The following is a 22,767-nucleotide window of genomic DNA, read 5'->3' as shown; positions in this document are numbered from 1 at the left end:
GCCAGGTTTGGAAACGTGGTCGACAAGTAGAACCGATGCACAATTGCGATAAGATGTTTCACCATTTCCGGTTTTCGAGGTCCAATGTCTGAAGTGGACTGGCTCAGCCATCTCTTGCAAATGATCACCGTTACCGGCCAGCTCGAGGTCCGCTGCGCCTACGGTGCGCCGTGGCGTGTTACCTGGGGCCGGGCAGCGGCGAACGAGATCCCTTACCACGTCATCGTCAAGGGCCGGGCCATTTTAGAGGATCCGGAGACGAGAACGGCAAGGGAGCTGCTGAGCGGAGACATCGTTCTGCTGCCGCACGGTGCGGCGCATGTGCTGCATGACGGCAGCGGCCAAACGCCCATCCGTCCACACGAAAGCGTAGGCTCTGCCGGATGGATGTTGAGCGAGAACGATGGCCAGGGTGAGCAACTCGATCTGCTGTGTGGGCGGTTTTTCGTCGCGCCACCCCATGATCGATTGATCCGTAACTACCTGCCCACGAATCTTGTGACGCGTTCTATGGACGGCCATGGGGACGAGAGCATCGGCTCCGCTTCCAACCAACTGGCCAGCCTGGTGAGGCTGATGCGAATGGAGTCCGCCGGTGACAGAGCGGGAGGACGGGCTATTCTCGACGCACTTTCTTCGGCCCTATTCACCTTGGTACTGCGCTCGGCGAGCGAAGCCGAGAAAGCGCCCGAAGGCTTGTTGGCCCTGGCCAGTCATCCGCGGTTGGCACCAGCAATTGCGGCGATGTTCGCTGACCCAGCGCGGTCTTGGAAACTGCCTGATTTAGCGGGCATGTGCGGCATGTCGCGGGCCACATTCATGAGGCACTTTCGGGACAGGCTAGGTTGCTCCGCCCTCGATTTGTTGACCGATCTCCGCATGAGTCTGGCCGCCAACGAGTTGAAGAAGCCAGCGATCAGCACCGAGGCCGTGGCCGAGACGGTCGGGTATCAATCCGTTTCGGCATTTCGGCGTGTGTTTGCCGAGAGGATGGGGATGACACCGGGGGAATGGCGGCGACTGGCGCACAATGGCGAGCAAGACGCGCGACCTGGGATCTGAAAAGCCCATCATGATCCTTTTGCGCATCATACTGAGCTAATTCAGTCTCGAAATTCTCACTCGCCCCCGTAGATTAGGCTCCGCAATCACTTGATAAGGGAGCCATCCAATGAACTGCATCAGCCGCGCCACCACCGGACCAGCGACCCGTGTAGCCGCCGAAATCTTCCGGGAGACCGGGAAGAGCGAAAACACTTTCGCGACGAACGTCGTCATCGAAACATCCTGAGCCGCAGTGCCGCGAAGTACTACGACCCCACTGCAATGCTGACCGTTCAAATCCGCGATCTGGTGCGCATCGGCACGTCCGCGCCGACATCCTTCCACCTGCAGAACTGGCGCTTCGTCGACGTACGCTCGCCGGAAGCCAAGGCACGGCTGCGTCCGATCGCCTGGAATCAGTCCGCGATCACCGACGCGGCCGTGACCTTCATCATCACCGGTAGGCTGGCCGGAACCAGAGCGATAAATTACCCCGAACCAACAAATCACTGAGGAGACAATTCCCATGAAAGCGATCGTAGCAACGGATCAGGCTGCAGGAACGGCCGGCATGAAGCTGGTGCAGCGGCCCGAGCCGCAGGCGGCAATAAACGATGTCGTGGTTGAGGTTCATGCGGCGGGATTCGTCAACACCGAACTGGAGTGGCCTTCGACCTGGGCCGATCGAGCCTTCCGTGACCGGACGCCATCGATCCTCGGCCATGAGCTAGCCGGTGTGGTCACTGCGCTCGGCTACGGCACCACGGGACTGTCAATCGGTCAGCGAGTGTTCGGCCTCGCCGACTGGCATCGCGACGGCACGCTCGCCGAGTATGTCGCCATGGAGGCACGCAATCTCGCGCCGCTGCCCGGCGACGTCGACTTCACGGTGGGTGCGAGCCTGCCGATCTCCGGCCTGACCGCGTGGCAGGGGCTGTTCCAACATGGCCGCCTTCAGGCGGGGCAAAGCGTGCTCGCGCACGGCGCGGCCGGTGCCGTCGGTTCGATGGTGACGCAGCTTGCAAGGGAGGCCGGAGCCCATGTCATCGGCACCGGACGCGCCGCCGACCGCCAGAAGGCGCTCGACTTCGGCGCGAATGAATTCGTCGATCTCGACAACGACAAACTAGAGGAGGTTGGCGGCGTCGATCTGGTGTTCGACGTCATCGGCGGCGATATCCAGAAGCGGTCCGCAGCCCTGATCCGGGCCGGAGGAACGCTTGTGACGGTCGTCGGACCGACGGATATTCGACCTGCAGATGGCCTGACGGTTGACTTCGTCGTCGAGGCTGATCGCGGCCAGCTTTGGGAGATCGTTCAGCGCATCCGGAACGGACGACTGCGGACGAATATCGGCAAGGTCTCGAGCCTGGATGACGCCGTCGCCACCTTCAACTCGACCGAGCGGCGTGCGGGAAAGACGGTTATCCGCGTTCGTCCGTAGGAACTTGGGGAGAGAGGGCGGCCCCTCTCTCCTCGACTATCGTCTGCGCATCTCAACGGGCCGCGCTGAGCGATATGACGACGCGGCTACGACTGGCCCATCGGGTCCTTTCGAGCGGCGCCAAAAATCGCGGCATCGGTGAAGCGATCTGTGACTTGCGGTTAGCCCCCGTCAGCCTACCTCGATGACAGTCATCAGTCCGCCGCCGCCCTTGTCCTCGACATTGTTGTTCGTCGTGTGGTGCGGGATATGGCAATGGATCAGCCACTTGCCGGGGCGCTGTGCCTTCCAGACCACGTCATAGCGCTGGCCAGGCCCGACATTGATGGTGTCGGCAAGGAAGCGTGCGGCGGCAGGGATAGTCTCGCCGTCGCGGGCGACCACCTCGAACGGCCCGCCATGGATGTGCATGGGGTGGATGAAGCCGTTGTTGGTGCCGATGAAACGCACCTTGAGCGTCTCGCCGACCTTCATGCGGATCGTGTCGGTCGCAGGGTACGCCTTGCCGTTGATGGTGAAGAAATTGGGCATGCCGCCATCCATCGGCATCGACGGATAGGTCAGCCCCTCCCGCACCAGCCACTCTTGGAGCTCGACGACATAGTCGTGGTCCGCCGCCACTTCGTCGGCGGGGTTGGCGGGATCGATGATCAGCGCGCCATAAAGGCCGAGCGCCTGGGTCCGGTCGGGCTTGGCATGCGGATGGTAGAAGTAGGTGCCATGCTGGGTGGCCGTGAACTCGTAGGAATAGGTCTGTCCGGGCTCGATCGGCTTTTGCGTGATCTCGGCCGGCCCGTCCATCTGGTTGGGCAGGATCAGCCCGTGCCAATGCACCGTGGTTTCCTCCGGCAGGCCGTTGGTGAGGTTGATGCGGACGCGGTCACCCTGGCGAATATGGATGCGCGGCCCCGGGATCTGACCGTTATAGGCATAGGCGTCGACCGCAACGTCCGGCAGGATCTGCCAGCGCACCACCGATGGCCTGAGTTCGAACACTTTGACGCCGTTTTCCATGCGGAACGGCAGATCCTGGTCGCCTTTTGCCGCCAGGCCGTAGGAGGCGGTGACGAGCCGCGGCGAGGTCGCCGCCATATCGCGCATGGCGTCCGCCGGCGTGTCGCGATCCATGATCATGCCTTGCGGCATGATCACACCGCCGACATCGCGGGCCGATAATGTCAGGTTCAGCCAGTTCGCCGGCGCGGCCATGCCAAGCGCCAACGCAATCGCCGACACCACGCCGAGCGCGGCAATCTGCGGAGTGGTGGCGTCCGAGCGCATGCCATGGCCGGCGCTGTCCTTGCCGGAAGCCGATTTGTGTCCCTTCTGGTGATGCTCGTGCCCGCCAGCCGCGCCCTGATTTGAGCGCTCGGTCATCAGGCCATGCTTCAGGCCGCGCGCGACCAGCCAGACATTGGCGGGATAGGCAAGCGCGAAGCCGGCGATGACGCCGATCGACATCACGCCCCAAAACAGCAGCTCCGTCGGCTCCATGGCGCGCATGTCACGGCCCATCATGAGGAAGCTCATGACCGGTGCCATGCCGGCCATCATGAAATTCATCGAGATGAATTCCGGCAGGAAGCTCTTCCTCACATTCTCCCAATAGCTGCCACCCATCATCGACTTCATGAACAGCGACTGGAAGATGAACAGGCCGAAGGCAAAGCCGGCGAGATATTCGACGATGAGATCGAGCCACATCGGCAGGCCGAGTGCCGCCGTGATGACGGCGGCCAGAATGATGCCGGTCGCATCGCCGGCGACGCAATGGATGGTCGAGCCGACACCCTGCTTCCAAAGCGTGCGGGTGAAGGCCTCGTGCTCGCCGGGTCGCGGCTCCTTGTCGGCCAGCACATAAAGCAGCAGGCCGAGCGGACCCATATAGAGCGTCACCAGGATGAAGCCCCATTTCATCACCACCGGCTCGGGATTGTTGCGGTACTGGTCGAAGCCGACATAGAGGGTCGAGGCCAGGGCGAGCGTGAACCAGGCGACAAGAAAATAGTCGATCGGTTGGATGAGCATGGTCGGGATTCTCGCGCTTGTCGATGAAACGGCAGGTTGTATCAGTCGTTGGGATGAACGCGGCCGAAGCCATTGCGATCCCTCGGCTGCAAATTCCAACGCCGAACCGTCGATCCCGCTTGACCTTCCCGCCACTGGAACGTTTAGCGTCGGCAAGTCGTATGGTGAGGCCCTTTGCCTCGACATAGAGGAGCGAAAAATGCATCGACGCGGTTTTCTGGCGGCAGGTCTGGCAACGGTCCTGGCGAGCCCGCGCGCGCTCGCGCAGATGAAAATGGATGACATGTCCACCATGCCCGGCATGGAGATGAGCGGCCACGATATGGACGCCATGACGCAAGGCGCCATCATGCTGCCAGAGGGTGAGGCGTTGCGTGCGCTGCCGTTGCTTGCAAACGAGGCCGCCCGGCCCAGCATGTTCAAGGCGAAGCTGACGGCGGAGGCTGCCGTCGCGCGCTTCGCCGAGGGGCTGGAAACGCCCATTCTTGCTTATAACGGGTCGAGCCCGGGGCCGCTGATCGAGGCCTTCGAGGGCGACCGGGTCGAGATCATCTTCGCCAACCGGATCGACAGCGAGGCAAGCACTATCCACTGGCACGGCATGCCGGTGCCGGCCGACCAGGACGGCAATCCGATGGACCCGGTTGCGGCGGGCGCCGATCGCGTCTACGCCTTCGACCTGCCGGAAGGCAGCGCCGGCTCCTACTGGTATCACCCCCATCCGCACGGCAGGACGGCCGAACAGGTCTATCGCGGCCTGGCCGGCGCCTTCGTGGTCAAATCGAAAGCCGACCCTGTTCCGGCCGAATATGGCGACATGGTGCTGATGTTGACCGATCTGCGGCTGGCCGCCGACGGCTCGATTCCCGGCAACACCATGACCGACCTGATGAACGGCCGCGTCGGCGACCAGGTGCTGGTCAATGGCCAGAGGAACCCGAGGCTTGCCGTTGCAAAGGGCGACAGGCGGCGGCTGCGCTTCTACAACGCCACCAATGCGCGCTTCCTGAAGCTCGCCTTCGAAGGCGCGGCGATGACAATCGTGGGAACGGATGGCGGGCTCATCGAGACGCCGGTGGCGGCGGACGAGATCCTGCTCAGCCCGGGCGAGCGGATCGAGCTCGTCGTCGCCTTCGACAGGTCCGGTTCCGCTACCCTGGGCACGCTGGACTATGATCGCGGCTGGATGGGCGCAGGCCGCCCGGCCGATGCTGGTCTGACGCTGCTGACGGTCGATGTCTCGGAAACGCCGGGAGCAGCGATGCCGCCGCTGCCCACGCGATTGCGGCCGATCGCTCCGCTCTCCGCCCCTGCTGTCAGCCGGCGTCTCGTCTTCGCCGAAATCATGGCGATGAACGCAACCGGCATGGAGATGGGCTTCCTGATCAACGGCAAGGCCTTCGACATGGCGCGTATCGACATCGTCGCAAAAGCCGGAGAGACGGAGCTGTGGGAAATCGTCAACCAGGCCGACATGGACCATCCGTTCCATGTCCACGGCACGCAGTTCCAGGTGGTCGAGCAGGAGCGCGACGGCAAGGTCTCCAAGCCACCTTTCGTTGCGTGGAAGGACACCGTCAACGTGGCGCGTGGCGAGACGGTGCGGCTTCTGTTGCGCCAGGAGCAGCCCGGCCGGCGCATGTATCACTGCCACATCCTGGAGCACGAGCAACTCGGCATGATGGGCGTGCTCGACGTGCGGGCATGAGGGCCGGCATAGCGCCCGGAGCGGCGACGCTGGCGCTTGCCGGCTGGATGGTTCTCTGCTCATCCATGGCGCCGGCCTCGAGCAATGCGACCGTGGCCGCCCGCCAAACCTCCATGAAGGCGATGGCGGCGGCGGCAAGAACCATCGCCGAGATGTTCGACGGCAAGCGTGAGTATGATGCCGGCAGGTTCAAGGCGGCGGCCGATGCGCTCAGCGCCCACACCAGCCCTGCCCTACTCGCTGAATTCCCGGCCGGCACGCTGGGCGCGCCGTCTGGCGCCAGGGTGGAGATCGACCAGGCGAGGCCGGAGTTCGAAGCGCTTGCCCGCCATATCGGCAAGCTCGCCTCGGCACTCGCCGCCAAGGCCGACAAAGCCCCGGCCGAAATCAGTGATGACATGCGGATGGGAGCGGGTCTGCCGATGGATGGCGGCAGCCTGCTCGGCAAGCGGCCAGACACCGCGCAGGCCGATCCGGCCAAGCTGCCGGCGGAACATCTATTGCATCTCATCCTGCAGGATTGTTCGGCTTGCCATTCGAAATTCCGGCAGAAGAAATGAGAGTTGGCTTGATGCTCACCGCTCGGGGCGTCAAATCTTTTTCCATGGACTATATGGTTCGGCGATCGCGACCACCGCTGTCCGGCTGTGCGCGACGAAACCCAGCGGAGCTGATTGAGCCATGACGTCCACCAGCATCAAGCGCGCTTTAATCACCGGCGCCGGAGCCGCCGACGGCATCGGCTTTGCCATTGCCCGGCAGCTCGGCAATGCGGGCCATGCCGTGTTCTTGACCGGCGCCAGTGCACGCGTGCTCGATCGCGCGGCGGAGCTCCGCGCCGAGGGCATCGATGCCAATGCGGCGGTCGCCGACCTCACCAGCGCAGCGGAGGTCGAGCGGCTGCGGGCAGCCGCCGGCGCGGTCGACATCCTGGTCAACAATGCCGGCATGGGCTCCTTGACATCGCCGTCGGTCGACAAAGCGTTTCTCGCCATGACCGAAGCGGACTGGGACCGAGGCATCGACGTCAGCCTGAAGACGGCGTTCCTGGTCACCCGCGCATTTCTGCCGGCGATGGTCGAAGCCGGCCATGGGCGCATCGTCAATGTGGCGTCGGTCACCGGACCGCTGGTGTCGTTCGAGGGCACATCTGCCTATTCCGCCGCCAAGGCCGGCATGGTTGGCCTCACGCGCACGCTGGCGCTCGAAGTGGCCAGAAGCGGCATCACGGTCAATGCCGTGGCTCCCGGCTGGGTCGAAACCGGCGCGTCGAGCGAGATGGAGCGGATGGCGGCTCTGCAAACGCCGCCGGCGCGGGCCGGAAGGCCCGATGAGGTCGCCGCGGTGGTCGCGTTCCTGGCCTCCGAAGGCGCCAGCTATGTCAACGGCGTCCTGCTGGTGGTCGACGGCGGCAACAGCTTGCAGGAACGCAAGGGCTGAAGCCGTCCAACGGCATCGGCCTGAGATAGACAGCCAGGCAACAACAGCAGATCGCCAATCCGGCGATCGGATGTTTCAGGGCGACCGGCCGCTCAGGACGCAGCACGTTGTCGCGCGAGCCTCGGGCATGGAGCGGGACAGCCTGCAGGCGCTGCCGGCGTCGCCGGCGCAGATCGCCTCGACGATCTCGGAATGCCACAAGAGCTCTGTTCAGCCATAGTGCTGACACTTGTCGATGTCGCACAGCATGCCGTGCAGCATGGCATTGCCGCTGATTTCGGCAATCACCATCCCAAAGACTCGCCGAAATAGATCGTGCCGGTGGTGCACTGCACCGTTATCGGCTTCTGAACGTCGTCCCCGGGGTATTGACGATGCAATAAAATGCGGATTTGATGATACGTGGATACAAAAATACTTTTTAGGTGCCCCCCCATGCCAGCAGCCTTTTCGGCAGAGCCACAGATGCCCGCCACTGCGGAGGAAGAGGCGTACAGGCACGTCCAGAGAGCCCTTCGCTTCGGCCGCTACAAACCGGGCGACAGGCTTATTCCGGAGGAGATTGCCGCCGAGATCGGCATGAGTCGAATGCCGGTGCGGGAAGCCTTTCGGCGCCTGGCCTCCGACGGGCTGGTGGTTCTGCGGCCCAATCGTGGATGCGTGGTCGCAGGCCTGACGGTCGATGAGCTTTACGAGATTTTCGAAATTCGCTCGGTTCTGGAGGGACTGGCCGTAAGGCTGGCGATGCCCCGGATCGATGAGGAGGAGTTCGAGGAACTCGAACGCCTGCTCGAGCGCATGGAACGCGCGGGCCAGAGCGGCAGCAGCGACTGGGTGGTCCGCCACCAGGAATTCCATGGCCGTATCTGTGCGCTAAGCCGGAGGCCCAAGCTTATCCACCAGATAGCGGCGCTGCATGTGGTGATAGAGCCCTACATGCGCATCTGGTTCGACGACTGTGACAAGCCGCATTCTGCGCGCGAGGAGCATGCCGCCGTGATCGCGGCCTTGCGTTCAGGCGACGAACTTCAAGCGGAAAAGGTGATGCAGGATCACATTCTCAGCACAGCACCGATGCTGGCCGAGTTCGTGACACCGAGCCGGTGACGAACGCCGGCCGGACAGGAATGGCCTCGAACCGGCAATGCGGCCGGACGTAGGAACAGCTCGATCAGCCTATCAAAATAGGGGAACCACATGAAAGTTTGTCGTTTGGCCGCAGTTGCGGCCGCACTCAGCATGTTCGGCTTCATGCACACCGCATTGGCCGAGGACGCGCCCAAGGCCATAACCATCGCCACGGAGGGTGCCTACGCTCCATGGAACTTCACCAACGCGGACGGCAAGCTCGACGGACTGGAGATCGAACTTGCCAACAATCTTTGCGAGCGGATGAAGGTCAAATGCACCATCATCGCTCAGGACTGGGACGGACTTATTCCTTCGCTGAAGGTCGGCAAGTTCGATGTGATCATGGCCAGCATGTTCATCACGCCGAAACGCCTCGATACCATCGACTTCACCCAGCCCTATGCGATCGACCCGGGCGGGTTCGCAGCCGCCAAGGACAGCGATCTGGGGAAGCTCGGCGCTTCGACCGAGAAATTCAAACTGGACGATGAGGCTGCTTCCCAGGCCGCGGTCGACAAGTTGAAGCCCCTGCTGAAGGGCAAGGTGGTCGGTGTCCAGGCGGCCACGGCCATGCTCGAATTCGTCAAGAAATACTTCGGCGACACGGTGGAGATCCGCGAGTACAAGACGACCGAGCAGCACGATCTCGATCTGGCCGCAGGCCGCATCGATGCAATATTCGCTCAGAAGACAGCGCTCGCCGCGACGCTCGCAAAACCCGAATTCTCGGGCTTCACGGTTGCAGGGCCGGGCTTTGTCGGCGGCTTGTTCGGCGCCGGAACGGGTGCGGGACTCAGGAAGGAGGACGCCAAGCTCAAGGAAATGCTGAACGACGCGATCAGCGCCGCCATTGCCGACGGGACCATTAAACGCATCTCGGAAAAATGGGTGAAAACGGACGTGACGCCGGTCAAGTAGCCACATGTATTCTGTCCGGCCGGTTGGTATCAACCGATCGGCCGGATGCCGTGCTGAACGATCAGGTTTCACATGACGGACACACTCCATATCCTTTCCCTGGGCAAGGGCGGCTGGGGCGGAGCCTTGCTGCTGGCAGCCGGCGTGACATTTGCGCTGTCAGTCCTCGGTTTCCTGCTCGGCGCTCTCTTCGGCGCGGTTGCAGCAGGAGGCCGGCTCTCCACGAGAGCTTTGCCGTCATGGGTCGCCAAGGGCTATGGCACGGTGTTCAGGGGTGTCCCCGATCTGTTGACGATCTACCTGCTTTACTACGGCGGCAGCATAGCATTGACTGAGATCGGCAAATTCTTCGGCAGCGCGGGCTTCGTCGGGCTGCCGACATTTGCGACCGGCGTCCTGGCGATCGGCATCATTTCGGGCGCCTATCAAGCCGAGGTCTATCGCGGAGCGTATCTCGCCGTCGATCTCGGCCAGTTCGAGGCCAGCAAGGCGCTCGGCCTGTCCCGGTTCCAATCGCTGCGTCTCGTCATCGTGCCTCAACTGATGCGGCACGCCCTGCCGGGTCTCGGAAATGTCTGGCAGCTCGTGCTCAAGGATTCGGCCTTGATATCCGTGATCGGCTTGGTGGAATTGATGAGGCAATCTCAGATCGGCGCGGGATCGATGCGGGAGCCCTTCGTCTTCTATGTAGCAGCCGCGACGCTGTATTTCCTCATCGCTGCCGTGACCGGATCGGTCTTCCGCTACGGCGAGGCACGGGCGTGGCGAGGCATGGTCCACGCATGATCGACTTCGCCTTCTTTGTAGAGATCATTCCCACCCTTCTCTCCGGCTTGCCGTTGACCTTGCAACTTGCGGGGCTGTCGATCGGAATAGGCTTTGCCTTGGCCCTGTTGCTCGCACTGGCGCAGCAGGGAAACCATCGGATGCTGGTCTGGCCCATACGCTCCTTCGTTGCCGTCTTTCGCGGCACGCCATTGCTCGTCCAGATATTCCTCATCTATTACGGCCTCGGCCAGTTCCGCCCCACTCTTCAGGCCGTTGGGCTCTGGTGGCTGTTTCGCGAGCCCTATTGGTGCGCCATCATCGCGCTCAGTCTCAATACCGCCGCCTATGGCAGCGAAATCCTGCGGGGTGCGATACAGGGTGTGCCGCGCGGCCTTGTCGAGGCGGCCTCTGCCTTCGGCATGACACGGCTCCAGACCCTGCGTCTCGTCGTTCTGCCTTTGGCGCTGCGCCAAGCCATACCGAGCTACAGCAACGAGATCATCCTCATGGTGAAGGGTACGTCGCTTGCATCGATCGTCACCCTGATGGAAGTGACGGGCATCGCCCAGGGGCTTATTTCGCAGACCTATCGCGCCGTAGAGGTTTTCGTGGCCGCGGGCGCGATCTATCTGACCATCAATTTCACGATCATCTCGGCACTGAACGCGCTGGAAACCTGGCTCACGCCTTATCGGGTCCGAGCCTGATACGCGTCTGGCGTAACGAGGAGAATTGGCGAAATGCGCAGTGTCGAGAAGCCGAAGCGATCCGTTGCGGTGTCGTGTTACGTCATGGCGGCAGCGTCGCATCCATCAGACCAGGGGATACAAAGACAGAATGCGTGATTTCCAGTTTCCCGGCCGCTCGCCGGTTCGTGCCAGCCAAGCGATTGCCGCGACATCGCATCCGCTTGCGACCCTTGCCGCGATCGACATGCTGCGCGCCGGCGGCAATGCCATGGACGCCGCCGTTTGCGCCGCCGCCGTGCAGGGCGTGGTCGAGCCGCAGTCGACCGGCATTGGCGGCGATTGCTTTGTGCTCTACTGCCCGAAGGGACAAGGCGACGTGCTGGCCTTCAACGGTTCGGGCCGCGCACCTGCGGGCGCCACCGTCGACTGGTATCTCGACAAGGGCTTCGACGAGCTTCCGAAGCAGGGACCGCACGCGGTGACCGTACCGGGCGCTGTCGATGCCTGGAGCCGGCTCCTGCAAGACCATGGCCGCAAAAGCCTGGCCGAGGCGCTGGCGCCGGCCATCCACTATGCCGAGAACGGCTATGTCGTGCATGACCGCGTCGCCTTCGACTGGGCCGAGCCGGAGACCGACCTGTCGGCCGACGAGCATGCCGCGCGCATCTTCCTGCCGGGCGGCAAGGCGCCGAGGGCCGGCGACATCCACCGCCAGCCGGAACTCGCCGCCACCTTGCGGACAATCGCCAAGCAGGGCCGCGCCGGCTTCTACGAAGGGGCGGTCGCCGACGACATGGTGCGCCGGCTCAACGAACTGGGCGGGCTGCATTCGCACGAGGATTTCGCCGCGACCAAAGGGGACTATGTGGCGCCGGTCAGCGCCACCTATGGCGGCTACGACATCCACCAGATGCCCCCGAACAATCAGGGGCTGACGGCGCTTTTGATGCTGAACGTGCTGTCGGGCTTCAAGCTCGGCGGACTCGATCCAAACGGCGCCGAGCGGCTGCATCTGGAGATCGAGGCCGGGCGCCTGGCATACCAGGATCGCGACCGTTACCTCGGCGACCAAGACCAGGTTCATGTGCCCACAAAACAGCTCCTTTCCGCCGCCTATGCCGACCGGCTGCGCGCCGAGATCCACAGGGACCGCGCCATGACGCATCTGCCGCGCCTGGACCTGCCGGGCAGCGACACGGTCTACATCTCGATCGTCGACCGCGACCGCAACGCGGTCTCCTTCATCAACTCGACCTATTATTCCTTCGGCAGCGGCGTCGTCGGTCCGAAGAGCGGGGTCGTGCTGCAGAACCGTGGCTCGAGCTTCCGCCTCGACCCTGCGCATCCGAACGCCATTGCGCCCGGCAAGCGGCCGATGCACACGATCATGCCCGGCATGGCGACCAGGAACGGCCGCGTGGTGATGCCGTTCGGCGTCATGGGCGGCGGCTACCAGCCATTCGGGCATGTGCATCTTTTGACCAACATGATCGATTTCGGCATGGACCCGCAGCAGGCGCTCGACGCGCCAAGGGTGTTCTATAATGACGGCATGGTGGAGGCTGAACGCAACGTTCCGGCCGAGGCGCTCGAAGGCCTGCGCAAGCGCGGCCATCGCGTAGCCGAGCCGCACCACCCGCTCGGCGGCGGGCAAGCGGTGCTGATCGACTGGGAGAAGGGCACGCTCACCGGCGCCTCCGATCCGCGCAAGGACGGGATGGCGCTTGGATATTGAGGTGGAGAATCACATTCCAACAGTTGGCGCTGCCTGCCTGCCGGCATCCTCTCCGCGTATAGTGACGGGAGAGGGGCGCTGTCGTCGATGGTTTCGCCAATTGCCAACGTTGAAAAGAAAGACCGGCGTTGCGGCCAGCCCTTTCTCCCCGTCACTATACGGGGAGAAATGCCCGGCAGGGCAATGAGGGGCGGCGCCAACGTCCGTTGGGCTTCCATCACCAGTCGTTTGAAACATAGTCGGTGACCATGAGCACGAATTCAAAAACCCTTTCCCGCCGCCTCGTCGCCGGCACCGATGATGCTCCGGCAATCCTGGCGCCGGACAGGGCGACGCTCACCCATGGCGAGCTGCGCAGCCTGATCAAGGCCACAGCCGAGCGGCTGCATGCGCTCGGCATCGGGCGCGGCGACCGGGTGGCGATCGTGCTGCCTAACGGGCCGGAGATGGCCACAGCCTTCGTCGCGGTGGCCACTACCGCCTCGACGGCGCCGCTCAATCCTGCCTATCGCGCAGACGAGTTCGATTTTTATCTCACCGACATCGGCGCCAAGGCGATCCTTGTTGCGGAGAACGAAACCGGCCCGGCGGTTGCTGTGGCCGAGCGGCTCGGCATCGGCGTGCTCAGGCTTGTCGTTTCGCCGGCTGCCGGGAGTTTCACCATCGAGGGCGCGGCTATCGGTCCGCAGGCGACGCCTGACATGGCGGGGGATGGCGACATCGCGCTTCTGCTGCACACGTCGGGCACGACATCGCGTCCAAAACTGGTGCCGCTCAGCCATGCCAACATCGCCGCCTCGGCAGCCCATATCGGGGCGACGCTTGGCCTGACGGCCGATGACCGCTGCCTCAACATCATGCCGCTGTTCCACATCCACGGGCTGATCGCGGCCGTGCTGTCGTCGCTGGCATCGGGCGGCAGCATCTACTGCACGCCGGGCTTCAATGCGCTGCGCTTCTTCCAGTGGCTGGGCGAGGCGCGGCCAAGCTGGTACACGGCGGTGCCGACCATGCACCAGGCGATCCTGGCCCGGGCGGCACGCAATGCCGAGGCGCTGGCGGGTGCGCGCCTGCGCTTCATCCGCTCGTCCTCGGCATCGCTGCCGGCGCAAGTGATGGCCGAACTGGAAGCGACCTTCGGCTGCCCGGTGATCGAATCCTACGGGATGACCGAGGCCGCGCACCAGATGACATCGAACCGGCTGCCGCTGGGCCTGCGCAAGCCAGGCAGCGTCGGCGCCGGCGCCGGTCCGGAAGTAGCGGTGATGGCGCTGGACGGACAGTTGCTCAAAGCCGGCGAGACCGGCGAGATCGTCATTCGCGGACCCAATGTGACGGCGGGCTATGAGAAGAACCCAGACGCCAATGCCACGGCCTTCGCGCATGGCTGGTTTCACACCGGCGACCAGGGCGTGCTCGATGGAGACGGTTATCTCAGGGTCACCGGCCGGCTCAAAGAGATCATCAACCGCGGCGGCGAGAAAATCTCGCCGCTTGAGGTCGATGACGTGCTGATGGATCATCCGGCGGTGGCGCAGGTGGTCACCTTCGCCATGCCGCATGACAGACTGGGCGAGGAAGTGGCGGCCGCGGTCGTGCTGCGCGAAGGCACGAGCGCCACCGAAAACGATATCCGCACCTATGCCGCGACACGGCTCGCCGACTTCAAGGTGCCGCGCAAGGTCGTGATCCTGGACGAGATCCCCAAGGGCGCGACCGGCAAGCTGCAGCGCATCGGCCTCGCCGCCAAGCTCGGGCTTTGACGATGAAGATCACCATCTTCGGCGCCGGCGCGATCGGCGGCTATCTCGCCGCCAAGCTGGCGATCGCCGGCCGCACCGATCTGTCGATCGTCGCGCGCGGCGCCCATCTCGAAGCGATCAAGGCAGATGGCCTGCGCCTGATCGAGGATGGCCAAGAAACGCTAGCGCCTGTCCGGGCCGCCGCCAAGGCCGAAGAGCTCGGCGTGCAGGATACTGTGGTGCTGGCCTTGAAGGCCCATTCGCTGACCCCTGCCCTGGACCAGATCGCGCCGCTGCTTGGGCCGGAAACATCGGTCGTCACCATGCAGAACGGCGTGCCATGGTGGTACTTCCATGGGGTGAGGGGGCCGCTCGAGGGCACCAGGCTGAACGCGGTCGATCCCGGCGGTGCGATCTGGCAGCGGATCGGGCCGCAGCGCGTCATCGGCGCGGTCGTCTATCCTGCCGTCGAGGTCGACGCGCCCGGTCTCATCCGCCATGTGGAGGGCAAGCGCTTCTCGCTCGGCGAGCCCTCCGGCGAGCGCAGCGAACGGGTGATGCTGCTGGCCGAGGAAATGGTCAAGGCCGGGCTGCAGGCGCCGGTGCGCGAGGACATCCGTAGTGAAATCTGGGTGAAGCTGTGGGGCAACCTCTCCTTCAACCCGATCTCGGCGCTGACCGGCAGCACGCTGGCCGCGATCGTCGCCGACGAGGGCACCCGCACGCTTGCCCGCGCCATGATGCTGGAAGCGCAAACGATCGGCGAAAGCCTCGGCGTACGCTTTCCGATCGGGGTCGACCGCCGCATCAAGGGTGCGGGCGATGTCGGCGAGCACAAAACCTCGATGCTGCAGGATCTGGAGCGCCGCCGCCCGATGGAGATCGACGCGCTGGTGAGCGCGGTGCAAGAGCTTGGCCGGCTAACCAACGAGCCGACACCGACCATCGACGCGGTGCTGGCGCTGGTGCGGCGGCTGGCGGTGGAGCGCGGGTGTTATGGGTGATGGCTTGGCTAGTTGAGCATTGGCGCGACGGTCTGACGATGATGCACGGTGGCCGCTTCGGTGATGGCATTAGCCACCACGTCTTGAACTCAAAGCCGACCTCCACTGTTGAGACTGCGAACGTCGATCAAAGCTAGTGATGAGACAGCTGGCCAGGCGATAGATCGAGCCGCGACTTATGGTGGCGGCGTTGGTGTCGGCGTTGGCGTGGGCGTCGGTGTCGGTGTCGGTGTTGGCGTCGGCGTTGGTGTCGGAGTTGGCGTCGGCGTTGGAGTTGGAGTTGGAGTTGGAGTTGGTGTTGGTGTCGGTGTCGGTGTCGGTGTCGGTGTTGGCGTTGGTGTCGGTGTTGCAGTTGGTGTTGGCGTTGGTGTCGGAGTTGACGTTGGTGTCGGAGTCAGGCTTGGAGGCGGCGTTCCATGGGAACGTGACAAAGCAGTTGCCGCCGCCAAATGGTGCGGCAAGATATGTGACTTAGCTAGCGTGGGCCGGGCGTAGGTGCGTTTCACGTGGCGTCCCCAATTGTCGGCGATGATAGCACCGCCCCATCCTATCGCAATGTACCATTAATTCTCAGTCCATCCTGTCCGTCGACTTCCCATTTGGGCAGGTTGATGCGTCGAAACGAACCAGGATCGAAGGTCCGCTATTAACAATGACAGTTCCCAGCCCTCGGAAGAGCCTTCCATCTAATGCTGCATATTTCTCCCGTTCCACCGTGCCGATGGCGATGTGAGTGATACCGTATTTTGTCAAGATTCTGCAGGCATTGGCGGGCGTTTTCGACGAATAGAAGCTTGCAACGTCCTCGGCTCGAATGACCGTCGCACCATAGTCGCCGCGCCAGAGCCATTCGTGATTTTGCCAACCCATTACAGTGGGCACACCACTCATAGCCGAGAGCCTGCCAGCGTCGGTGTAGCTATCGCCCGAAGCTTCAACAAGCAGGATCCGCTGACCGGCTCCCTGAGCTCTCAGCCAATCCAGCAATGGCCGATCGGCGGCACGATCTCGATCTATGGAGCCAAGGCCGTCCAATGTCAGCGCGTTTGAGGCTAGAGCCTTGCCGATGCCAGCATGGGTAGCCCAGAAGTAGGACAGTGTCGCGAATAGCGGAATGGCCAGGACCGCTGCCGAGGCCCCCGTCTTGAGGCCACCCCTGCTCAGCAGAAGTCCGATCAAAAGCACGCTTGCCAACATCGCCACTGGTTGGGCGGCGAAGCTGAACTTGAACATCGTGTTTGCGCGAACATATTCGCCGCCGTAGATGTCCTCGACGTAGACCAGCTCAGGCAAGGCGACCAGCAGCAACGCCAGGGCGGCCAACATTGCGGCACTTTTCCAAGCCGCATCATCGCGCGCCCAAAGGAATAGCCCGGTCAGAAGTACCAGGCAGGGGACGGCCACGTGGCCGTAGACGATTGCGAGTTGCCAAATCGGTGTATGTGCTTTGGCGAGCCTAAGGTTGGAGGCGAACGGCTTGAAGGCAGCGAGGAAGGGACTTGCCAATAGGCAAGCAATGGCAATCACCGCGACGCCTCGCAACACCAACCAGGTCAAACTTTTTGCGTCGACCTGGCTCGGCTGCAGCCATATGAACAAACCAGCGAGCCCCATCAGCATGCCATATGAGACCGCGTCCCAACTATTTGTCATGGCGCTGACTGCGAACAGGAAACCGAGAGCCAATATCTCGGCTGGACTGGCACCTGCAGAGGACCGGTCAGCGAGGCGCCGCCCGACAAGGCGAAAAAGTATCAAGAGGATAAGCAAGCCGGCAGGCAGGTTCAGCAAATGCGCATGCAGGTCCCCCACGGTAAAACCGTAGGCGGGCATTTCCGTAAACACCTTATCGGTCGTTGGAGGGTCGAAACCCACATAACGCGTCGAATCGGGGAAGCGAAATTCCCTGCCTAGTGTCGTCGGGGAGAGCCCGCGGAGTGGACCATAAAGAACGCTGTGGAAATTTCCCCCAAGCGTGACAAGCGCTGCCGCGGAAACAGCTAGTGCCATGGAGATTGCCGGCTTGGCCGGCCGCAGCCCGTCCCGAACGATGCAAAACGCCATGATTGCAGTGAAGGCGAAAAGCACGCCGATCATGAGGTTGTAGCCGTGGTCGGATGGTACCCCGGAAAGTTTTGTCAGCCAGGCTGCCGCGACATGGCCGAAGTAGTAGTAATTGATCGGCTCGCCCGCCCACCATGGGTCGGGCGGAGGCATATAGTCGGCTCGCAATGCGGCGTTGACGAAGCCGAAGTCCATGAACTTTTCGAGGTTCCTGATATCGGGATTCTCTGCACGCAGCGTGACGCCGGCAAAGTAAACGAGAAAGAAAACCATTTCCCATCGCAGGATGTCGCGCCTTGGCATCGTCTTGCTTCCAAGGGAACAGAGAGCGGAAATTGCCGCCAAGGAAGCCAGGCCGACAACGACGCCGGAGCGCTCAAACGAGATCAGCTTGAAGGCGCTGAGGAGCCAGGCCATGTACGTGCAGATCAACCAACCGAGGATCTTGCCCGTGAAGTAGTGCGTTGCGGTCTCGCCGGGAAAAAGTCGCCCTGTAATCGGCACTGCGAGTAAACCGGTGACCAAAATGGCGAGCCACATCGCGACAAGGGATTCCAAGCTCGCTGGATCAAGCATGGCCGCGTGAGCTGGTTCGGAAAAAGAAAATGTCAGCGACGGCTTTGGCACAGAGGCTCGCGAGGCGCCTCAAGTTCAACGAGGACGGGCCATGGGGACGGTCGCGGTACGCTACACTCACTTGCAGGACACGAAGATCAGTTCGCTGCAGCGCACGAGCGGCCAACAATGCCGACGGAATGACAGATCCGGTGCGCATCCTATCGAAAGCCTCGTGCCAAACCTGACGTCCGAGAAGCTTATAAGGGGCATTCGCATCCTTCGCAGCCAATCCGAACTTGGCAGCCAGCAGCAACCGCAACGAGTTCGATACGATCATGCGATGCAGTGGATCTGCTCGCTTCCATCGGCATCCAAGGAGCACGTCGCAATCCGCCATCATCCGCCAGTGTGCTGCGAAATCCTCCAGCGACACCTGTCGATCGCTGTCGAGCAGGAGAAGGTAGCCTCCGGTTGCCTTTCTCACGCCATTACTCAGGGCTTGGCCATGACCGGCGTTGGCTTGGTGCACAGCAACCACCTCCGGGTGCCGAGACGCCAAAGCTGCCAGGATCGTCTGGGTCTGATCGGTGCTCCCGTCGTTGACGACGATGATTTCCAGATCGGGCACGACCGACGCCACGTGCTTCAGAACCTCGTCGACGGCGTCGGCGAGGTTACTTTGCTCGTTGTAGGCTGGAAGAACGACCGAGAGGGCGGGCATGTTTTGTGGGGACCAGTTCTGTCCCACCACTACACTGTGTTAGCCTTGAGCGGCAATTGCCCTTTGTCCCGCAATCGCAACGCCCTTCCTTGGGGTGGACTAATCAACCAGCTGGAGTGTCGTGAACTTTCCAGCGATGGTTTGGAACACATTCGGCAATTTGCTGGGATCGTTGACAGCATAGTAGTCAGCCGGATTTGTCGCGCATTTGCCGTAAAGTGTCCGGTTCGCGGCCGTGTCGGATTGCAGGGTAATGGTGTAGATCTGAACCTGCTGCGCCTTCAATTTATCGCAAACGTCGAGCGTCCATCGATCCACGGAGCGTGCGGCGTCTGTCTGGTTACTCGTCCCGAACCGGCCAGACGAAAGATAGCCATAGGACGTGTAGTCCGACTTTTCCGGTTCGGCGCTCGCGCCGTAAACGACATTCTCGCCGTCGGTAAGCAGAACGACGATTTTGCTCGTATTCGGAGTCTTCCAGGGCGCGCCGTCGGTGTACGGCGGCGCCGGTGAAAGCACCCGCATGCCCCAAGAGAGCCCCTCGGAGACATTCGTGCCGGATCCGTTCCACTCTTGCATCTGGGCAGCAGCCGTCCGCAACTTGTCCAAGTCAGCGGTCAACGGCACGACCGGAGTCGGGCAGGCTCGGTTGGGGCCGACTGTCAGAGGCGCATATCTGTCGTTGATCTTTTTCGCCTTGGGGTTTTCATACTTGGCGATCTTTTTGTCTGTTCCCTTCGTGTCCGTGCCGTCCTGAACGTCATCGGAAAGATAGGAGTTGTTATAGACCTTGGCGTCGTTGCCATAGCTCGCGGATGGACTGGTTGCGTCACCGGGGTCATCAGGGGCGAAATAGGGCACGAACAAGGTGTTGGCGTCAGCTTGGTCCGGCGCTACGTCGGAAATGGCAGCGCTTCCGGGTCGCGCCTCGACGCAGCCCTTCCATCCCGTCCCTTCCCAACCGGTTCCCTGTGCCAGGTCCCTGAACAGGTCCATGTGGTTTACGCGCTTGCCATCTGGCAGCAGAGGAAAGTTCGCGCCGTTGTTCGGCGATTTGCCTGCCATGTCTATCCATGAAGGGTCAAATTTATCGCCATTTACGTTGACAGCGGTGACGAAGGGCACAATCGCCGCGGTCACCTTCCGATCGGGTGACTTTGCTCCATCCAGATTATCGAGAAGTACCTTGGTAGCGTCCCTGAGAGCCTTGATTTTGGCACCGGCCATCGAGCCCGTGTTGTCCAGCACGAGCACGACTTCGAGGTTGTTCGTCGCTTCCACACCCCCGGCATCGACTTCGATGTGCTGGTTGTCGCCGAACAGGAAAGCAAAATAGAGGTTCACGTCCGCGGAAGCGATGGCCTGGGTCTTGACGTAGTTGAAACCCTTGTCGACCGACAGGGTCAATTTCGCGTTGGTGAGTTCCGGGTGATTTGCGACGTTGGCCTGAAAATAACCGTCAAATGCAAGTCTGCGGGCCGCTTCGTTGTCCGACAGGTGCGACGAGGATAGGGTCGCAGCGTCCAAAGAGTTCTGCAGGTTGACCTTGGCTCGCATGACGCTGGATACGTCTGCTGCAAAACCGACGGCCGCCAGGATTGCTGGCGCAGCCAACGCAAACAGCAGCGCGAAATTGCCGCTTTCCGACCGCCAGAACTTATTGATGACCATTACCACCCCCTCGACTGATACGCATATGAGGAAGTGTTGGTTTACGGGCGGTTGATTTATCAGCAATCGCCCATAAGACGACGAACTTGGTAAATTAAGTTCTGAGGAGACCAAGCGTCTTTTCGACGCTGAACCGACGGATGTGTCGTGGCGAGCACGGCTGCGTGGACCGCTCAATCGCGTCAATCGCGCGCGGTCGATCTGGTGCCCATCAACCTTTCTCCGCCCGCCCTAGCACCCGCGCATAGACCTCTCCCACAATACCGCGCCGAAAAATCAGCACGCAGACCATGAAGATCAGCCCGGTGGCGATGGTCACCGGGAAGCCGGAGGTGGCAAGCGTGTTTTCCAGTCCGACCACCAAGCTGGCGCCGATGACCGGCCCAACCATGGTGCCGATGCCGCCCAGAAGCGTCATCAGGATCACCTCGCCCGACATCTGCCAAGTGACGTCGGTAAGCGTGGCGAACTGGAAGACGATGGCCTTGAGGGAGCCCGCCAGCCCGGCCAGCGCCGCAGACATGACGAAGGCGGCGAGCTTGTATTTGGCGACGGAATAGCCCAGCGAAATGGCGCGGCCCTCGTTTTCGCGGATCGAGCGCAGGATCATGCCGAAGGGCGAATTGACGATGCGCCAGACGGCGAAGACGCCGACCAGGAATACCGCCAGCACGAAGTAGTACATATTCAGCGAGACGTTCAGGTCGAGGACGCCGAGCAGCATGCCGCGCGGCACGCCCTGAATGCCGTCCTCGCCTTGGGTGAAGGGCGCCTGCACGCAGAAGAAGAAAAACATCTGCGACAGCGCCAGCGTGATCATGGCGAAATAGATGCCTTGCCTTCGAATGGCGAAGAACCCCATGACGAGGCCAAGCAGCGCCGCGCCAGCCATGCCAAGCAGGATACCCGCCTCCGGCGGCCAGCCCCAGACCTTGACGGCGTGGGCGGTGAAGTAGGCGGCGCCGCCAAAGAAGGTGGCGTGGCCGAACGACAGCAGGCCGGTGTAGCCGAGCAGCAGATTGAACGCGCAGGCAAACAGCGCGAAGCAGAGCATCTTCATCAGGAAGACCGGGTAGACGAGGAAGGGCGCCGCCAGCAGCCCCAGTATGCCGAGCCCGACCAGCGTCCATTCGACCCATGCCGGGGTTTTTCCGGCCGATGTCTCGCGAAGCGTCAGTTCGGCCATCTCGGATGTCCCTTCCGCATGTCAGGCGTCCTTTCCGAACAGGCCGGCCGGCCGAACCAGAAGCACGATCGCCATGATGACGAAGACCACGAGGTTGGAGGCCTCGGGGTAGAAGACCTTGGTCAGCCCTTCGGCAAGACCAAGCATGTAGCCGGTGACGATCGCGCCGAGGATCGATCCCATGCCGCCGACCACGACCACAGCGAAGACGACGATGATGAGATCCGACCCCATCAGCGGGCTCACCTGATAGATCGGCGCTGCCAGAATTCCGGCAAGCCCGGCAAGGGCGGAGCCGAGGCCGTAGGTCAGGGTCAGCAGCAGCGGCACGTTGACGCCGAAGGCCTGGACGAGGCGGGGATTCTCGGTTGCCGCGCGCAGGTAGGAACCGAGCCTGGTCTTCTCGATCAGCGCCCAGGTTCCGAAACAGACGATCAGCGAGGCGACGACGACCCAGCCGCGATAGTTGGGCAGGAACATGAAGCCGAGATTGGTGCCTCCCGAAAGCAGTGGCGGCACGGCGTAAGCATTTCCCGACACGCCGTAATAGTAGCGGAATATGCCTTCGAGCACGAGCGCGAGGCCGAAGGTGAAGAGCAGGCCGTAGAGCGGATCGGTGTCGTAAAGCCGCGACAGCGCCAGGCGCTCGACGACGACGCCGAAGACGCCGACGATCAGCGGTGCAAGGACCAGCGCCGGCCAGTAGCCGATGCCGAGATAGGCGAGCAGCAGATAGCCGACGAAGGCGCCCAGCATGTACTGGGCGCCATGGGCGAAATTGATGACGCGCAGCAGGCCGAAAATGACAGCCAGCCCCAGGCTCAGCATGGCATAGAAGGAGCCGTTGATCAGCCCGACCAGCAATTGGCCGAGGAATGCCTGGACGGGAATTCCGAAGATCATCGTCATGGCGTCC

20 protein-coding genes and 1 pseudogene are annotated in these 22,767 nt (G+C 62.5%); 15 read left to right on the top strand and 6 right to left on the bottom strand.

What is annotated here, in order from left to right:
* The first annotated feature begins 84 nt into the window (after positions 1 to 84).
* The 3 genes and pseudogenes from X741_RS153665 to X741_RS153670 all read left to right on the top strand — a co-directional run bounded on the left by X741_RS153665 (position 85) and on the right by X741_RS153670 (position 2,488).
* On the top strand, positions 85 to 1,062 hold the full coding sequence (locus X741_RS153665) for an AraC family transcriptional regulator (RefSeq protein ID WP_023777799.1): 978 nt from the start codon (positions 85 to 87) through the stop codon (positions 1,060 to 1,062).
* A 109-nt stretch (positions 1,063 to 1,171) separates the two neighbouring features.
* Positions 1,172 to 1,515, top strand: a pseudogene (locus tag X741_RS01000000166500) (nitroreductase family protein); the annotation flags it as partial.
* A gap of 55 nt (positions 1,516 to 1,570) precedes the next feature.
* Positions 1,571 to 2,488 carry an NADP-dependent oxidoreductase gene (locus X741_RS153670; RefSeq protein ID WP_023765436.1) on the top strand — a complete coding sequence of 306 codons (918 nt, stop codon included), beginning with the start codon at positions 1,571 to 1,573 and terminating at the stop codon, positions 2,486 to 2,488.
* A 171-nt stretch (positions 2,489 to 2,659) separates the two neighbouring features.
* Here the strand turns inward: X741_RS153670 and X741_RS153675 are convergent, their stop codons facing one another.
* The gene (locus X741_RS153675) at positions 2,660 to 4,516 is read right to left on the bottom strand and encodes a DUF4396 domain-containing protein (RefSeq protein WP_023777798.1); all 1,857 of its coding nucleotides are present in this window, start codon (positions 4,514 to 4,516) and stop codon (positions 2,660 to 2,662) included.
* A 199-nt stretch (positions 4,517 to 4,715) separates the two neighbouring features.
* On the opposite strand from X741_RS153675, the gene X741_RS153680 reads away from it, so the two are divergent.
* From X741_RS153680 to X741_RS1000000170335, 12 genes are all read left to right on the top strand, one after another.
* Positions 4,716 to 6,224, top strand: coding sequence for a multicopper oxidase family protein (locus X741_RS153680; protein WP_023777797.1), 1,509 nt, complete (start codon positions 4,716 to 4,718; stop codon positions 6,222 to 6,224).
* Positions 6,221 to 6,784 carry a cytochrome c gene (locus tag X741_RS153685; protein WP_023777796.1) on the top strand — a complete coding sequence of 188 codons (564 nt, stop codon included), beginning with the start codon at positions 6,221 to 6,223 and terminating at the stop codon, positions 6,782 to 6,784. The genes X741_RS153680 and X741_RS153685 overlap by 4 nt, the downstream gene beginning before the upstream one ends.
* A gap of 121 nt (positions 6,785 to 6,905) precedes the next feature.
* The gene (locus X741_RS153690) at positions 6,906 to 7,664 is read left to right on the top strand and encodes an SDR family NAD(P)-dependent oxidoreductase (RefSeq protein ID WP_023777795.1); all 759 of its coding nucleotides are present in this window, start codon (positions 6,906 to 6,908) and stop codon (positions 7,662 to 7,664) included.
* Between the two features lie 70 nt (positions 7,665 to 7,734).
* Entirely contained in the window at positions 7,735 to 7,884 is a 150-nt protein-coding gene (locus tag X741_RS1000000170340) for a hypothetical protein (RefSeq protein ID WP_023777794.1), read from the top strand.
* A 215-nt stretch (positions 7,885 to 8,099) separates the two neighbouring features.
* Positions 8,100 to 8,771 carry a GntR family transcriptional regulator gene (locus X741_RS153695; protein ID WP_023777793.1) on the top strand — a complete coding sequence of 224 codons (672 nt, stop codon included), beginning with the start codon at positions 8,100 to 8,102 and terminating at the stop codon, positions 8,769 to 8,771.
* A gap of 90 nt (positions 8,772 to 8,861) precedes the next feature.
* Entirely contained in the window at positions 8,862 to 9,713 is an 852-nt protein-coding gene (locus tag X741_RS153700; protein ID WP_023777792.1) for a transporter substrate-binding domain-containing protein, read from the top strand.
* 72 nt (positions 9,714 to 9,785) lie between these two features.
* Positions 9,786 to 10,499, top strand: coding sequence for an ABC transporter permease subunit (locus X741_RS153705; protein ID WP_013891901.1), 714 nt, complete (start codon positions 9,786 to 9,788; stop codon positions 10,497 to 10,499).
* A complete protein-coding gene (locus X741_RS153710) occupies positions 10,496 to 11,188 on the top strand; it encodes an ABC transporter permease (protein WP_023777791.1) in 693 nt (230 codons plus the stop codon). The genes X741_RS153705 and X741_RS153710 overlap by 4 nt, the downstream gene beginning before the upstream one ends.
* A gap of 130 nt (positions 11,189 to 11,318) precedes the next feature.
* The gene (gene ggt / locus X741_RS153715; RefSeq protein ID WP_023777790.1) at positions 11,319 to 12,905 is read left to right on the top strand and encodes a gamma-glutamyltransferase; all 1,587 of its coding nucleotides are present in this window, start codon (positions 11,319 to 11,321) and stop codon (positions 12,903 to 12,905) included.
* A 248-nt stretch (positions 12,906 to 13,153) separates the two neighbouring features.
* Positions 13,154 to 14,668 carry an acyl--CoA ligase gene (locus X741_RS153720; protein ID WP_023777789.1) on the top strand — a complete coding sequence of 505 codons (1,515 nt, stop codon included), beginning with the start codon at positions 13,154 to 13,156 and terminating at the stop codon, positions 14,666 to 14,668.
* Positions 14,669 to 14,670: 2 nt separating this feature from the next.
* Positions 14,671 to 15,651, top strand: coding sequence for a 2-dehydropantoate 2-reductase (locus tag X741_RS153725; RefSeq protein ID WP_023777788.1), 981 nt, complete (start codon positions 14,671 to 14,673; stop codon positions 15,649 to 15,651).
* A gap of 178 nt (positions 15,652 to 15,829) precedes the next feature.
* Positions 15,830 to 16,126 (top strand): hypothetical protein, encoded by a 297-nt coding sequence (locus X741_RS1000000170335; protein ID WP_023777787.1) that lies wholly within the window; start codon positions 15,830 to 15,832, stop codon positions 16,124 to 16,126.
* Between the two features lie 95 nt (positions 16,127 to 16,221).
* Here X741_RS1000000170335 and X741_RS153735 read toward each other — a convergent pair whose 3' ends face one another.
* From X741_RS153735 to X741_RS153755, 5 genes are all read right to left on the bottom strand, one after another.
* Positions 16,222 to 18,273, bottom strand: coding sequence for a DUF2298 domain-containing protein (locus X741_RS153735; RefSeq protein ID WP_198023956.1), 2,052 nt, complete (start codon positions 18,271 to 18,273; stop codon positions 16,222 to 16,224).
* A gap of 10 nt (positions 18,274 to 18,283) precedes the next feature.
* Complete coding sequence (locus X741_RS153740; RefSeq protein WP_156937879.1) at positions 18,284 to 19,021, bottom strand: glycosyltransferase family 2 protein; 738 nt, start codon at positions 19,019 to 19,021, stop codon at positions 18,284 to 18,286.
* 72 nt (positions 19,022 to 19,093) lie between these two features.
* On the bottom strand, positions 19,094 to 20,665 hold the full coding sequence (locus tag X741_RS153745; RefSeq protein ID WP_023777784.1) for a pilus assembly protein: 1,572 nt from the start codon (positions 20,663 to 20,665) through the stop codon (positions 19,094 to 19,096).
* A 211-nt stretch (positions 20,666 to 20,876) separates the two neighbouring features.
* Complete coding sequence (locus X741_RS153750; RefSeq protein WP_023777783.1) at positions 20,877 to 21,851, bottom strand: branched-chain amino acid ABC transporter permease; 975 nt, start codon at positions 21,849 to 21,851, stop codon at positions 20,877 to 20,879.
* Positions 21,852 to 21,872: 21 nt separating this feature from the next.
* Positions 21,873 to 22,760: a branched-chain amino acid ABC transporter permease gene (locus X741_RS153755; RefSeq protein ID WP_023777782.1), complete on the bottom strand. Its 888-nt coding sequence runs from the start codon at positions 22,758 to 22,760 to the stop codon at positions 21,873 to 21,875.
* Positions 22,761 to 22,767 lie beyond the last annotated feature (7 nt).

Source organism: Mesorhizobium sp. LNHC221B00 (genome assembly GCF_000502935.1).
In the GTDB taxonomy this organism is placed as follows: domain Bacteria; phylum Pseudomonadota; class Alphaproteobacteria; order Rhizobiales; family Rhizobiaceae; genus Mesorhizobium; species Mesorhizobium opportunistum.
This window is presented reverse-complemented; position numbering and strand designations above follow the sequence as displayed.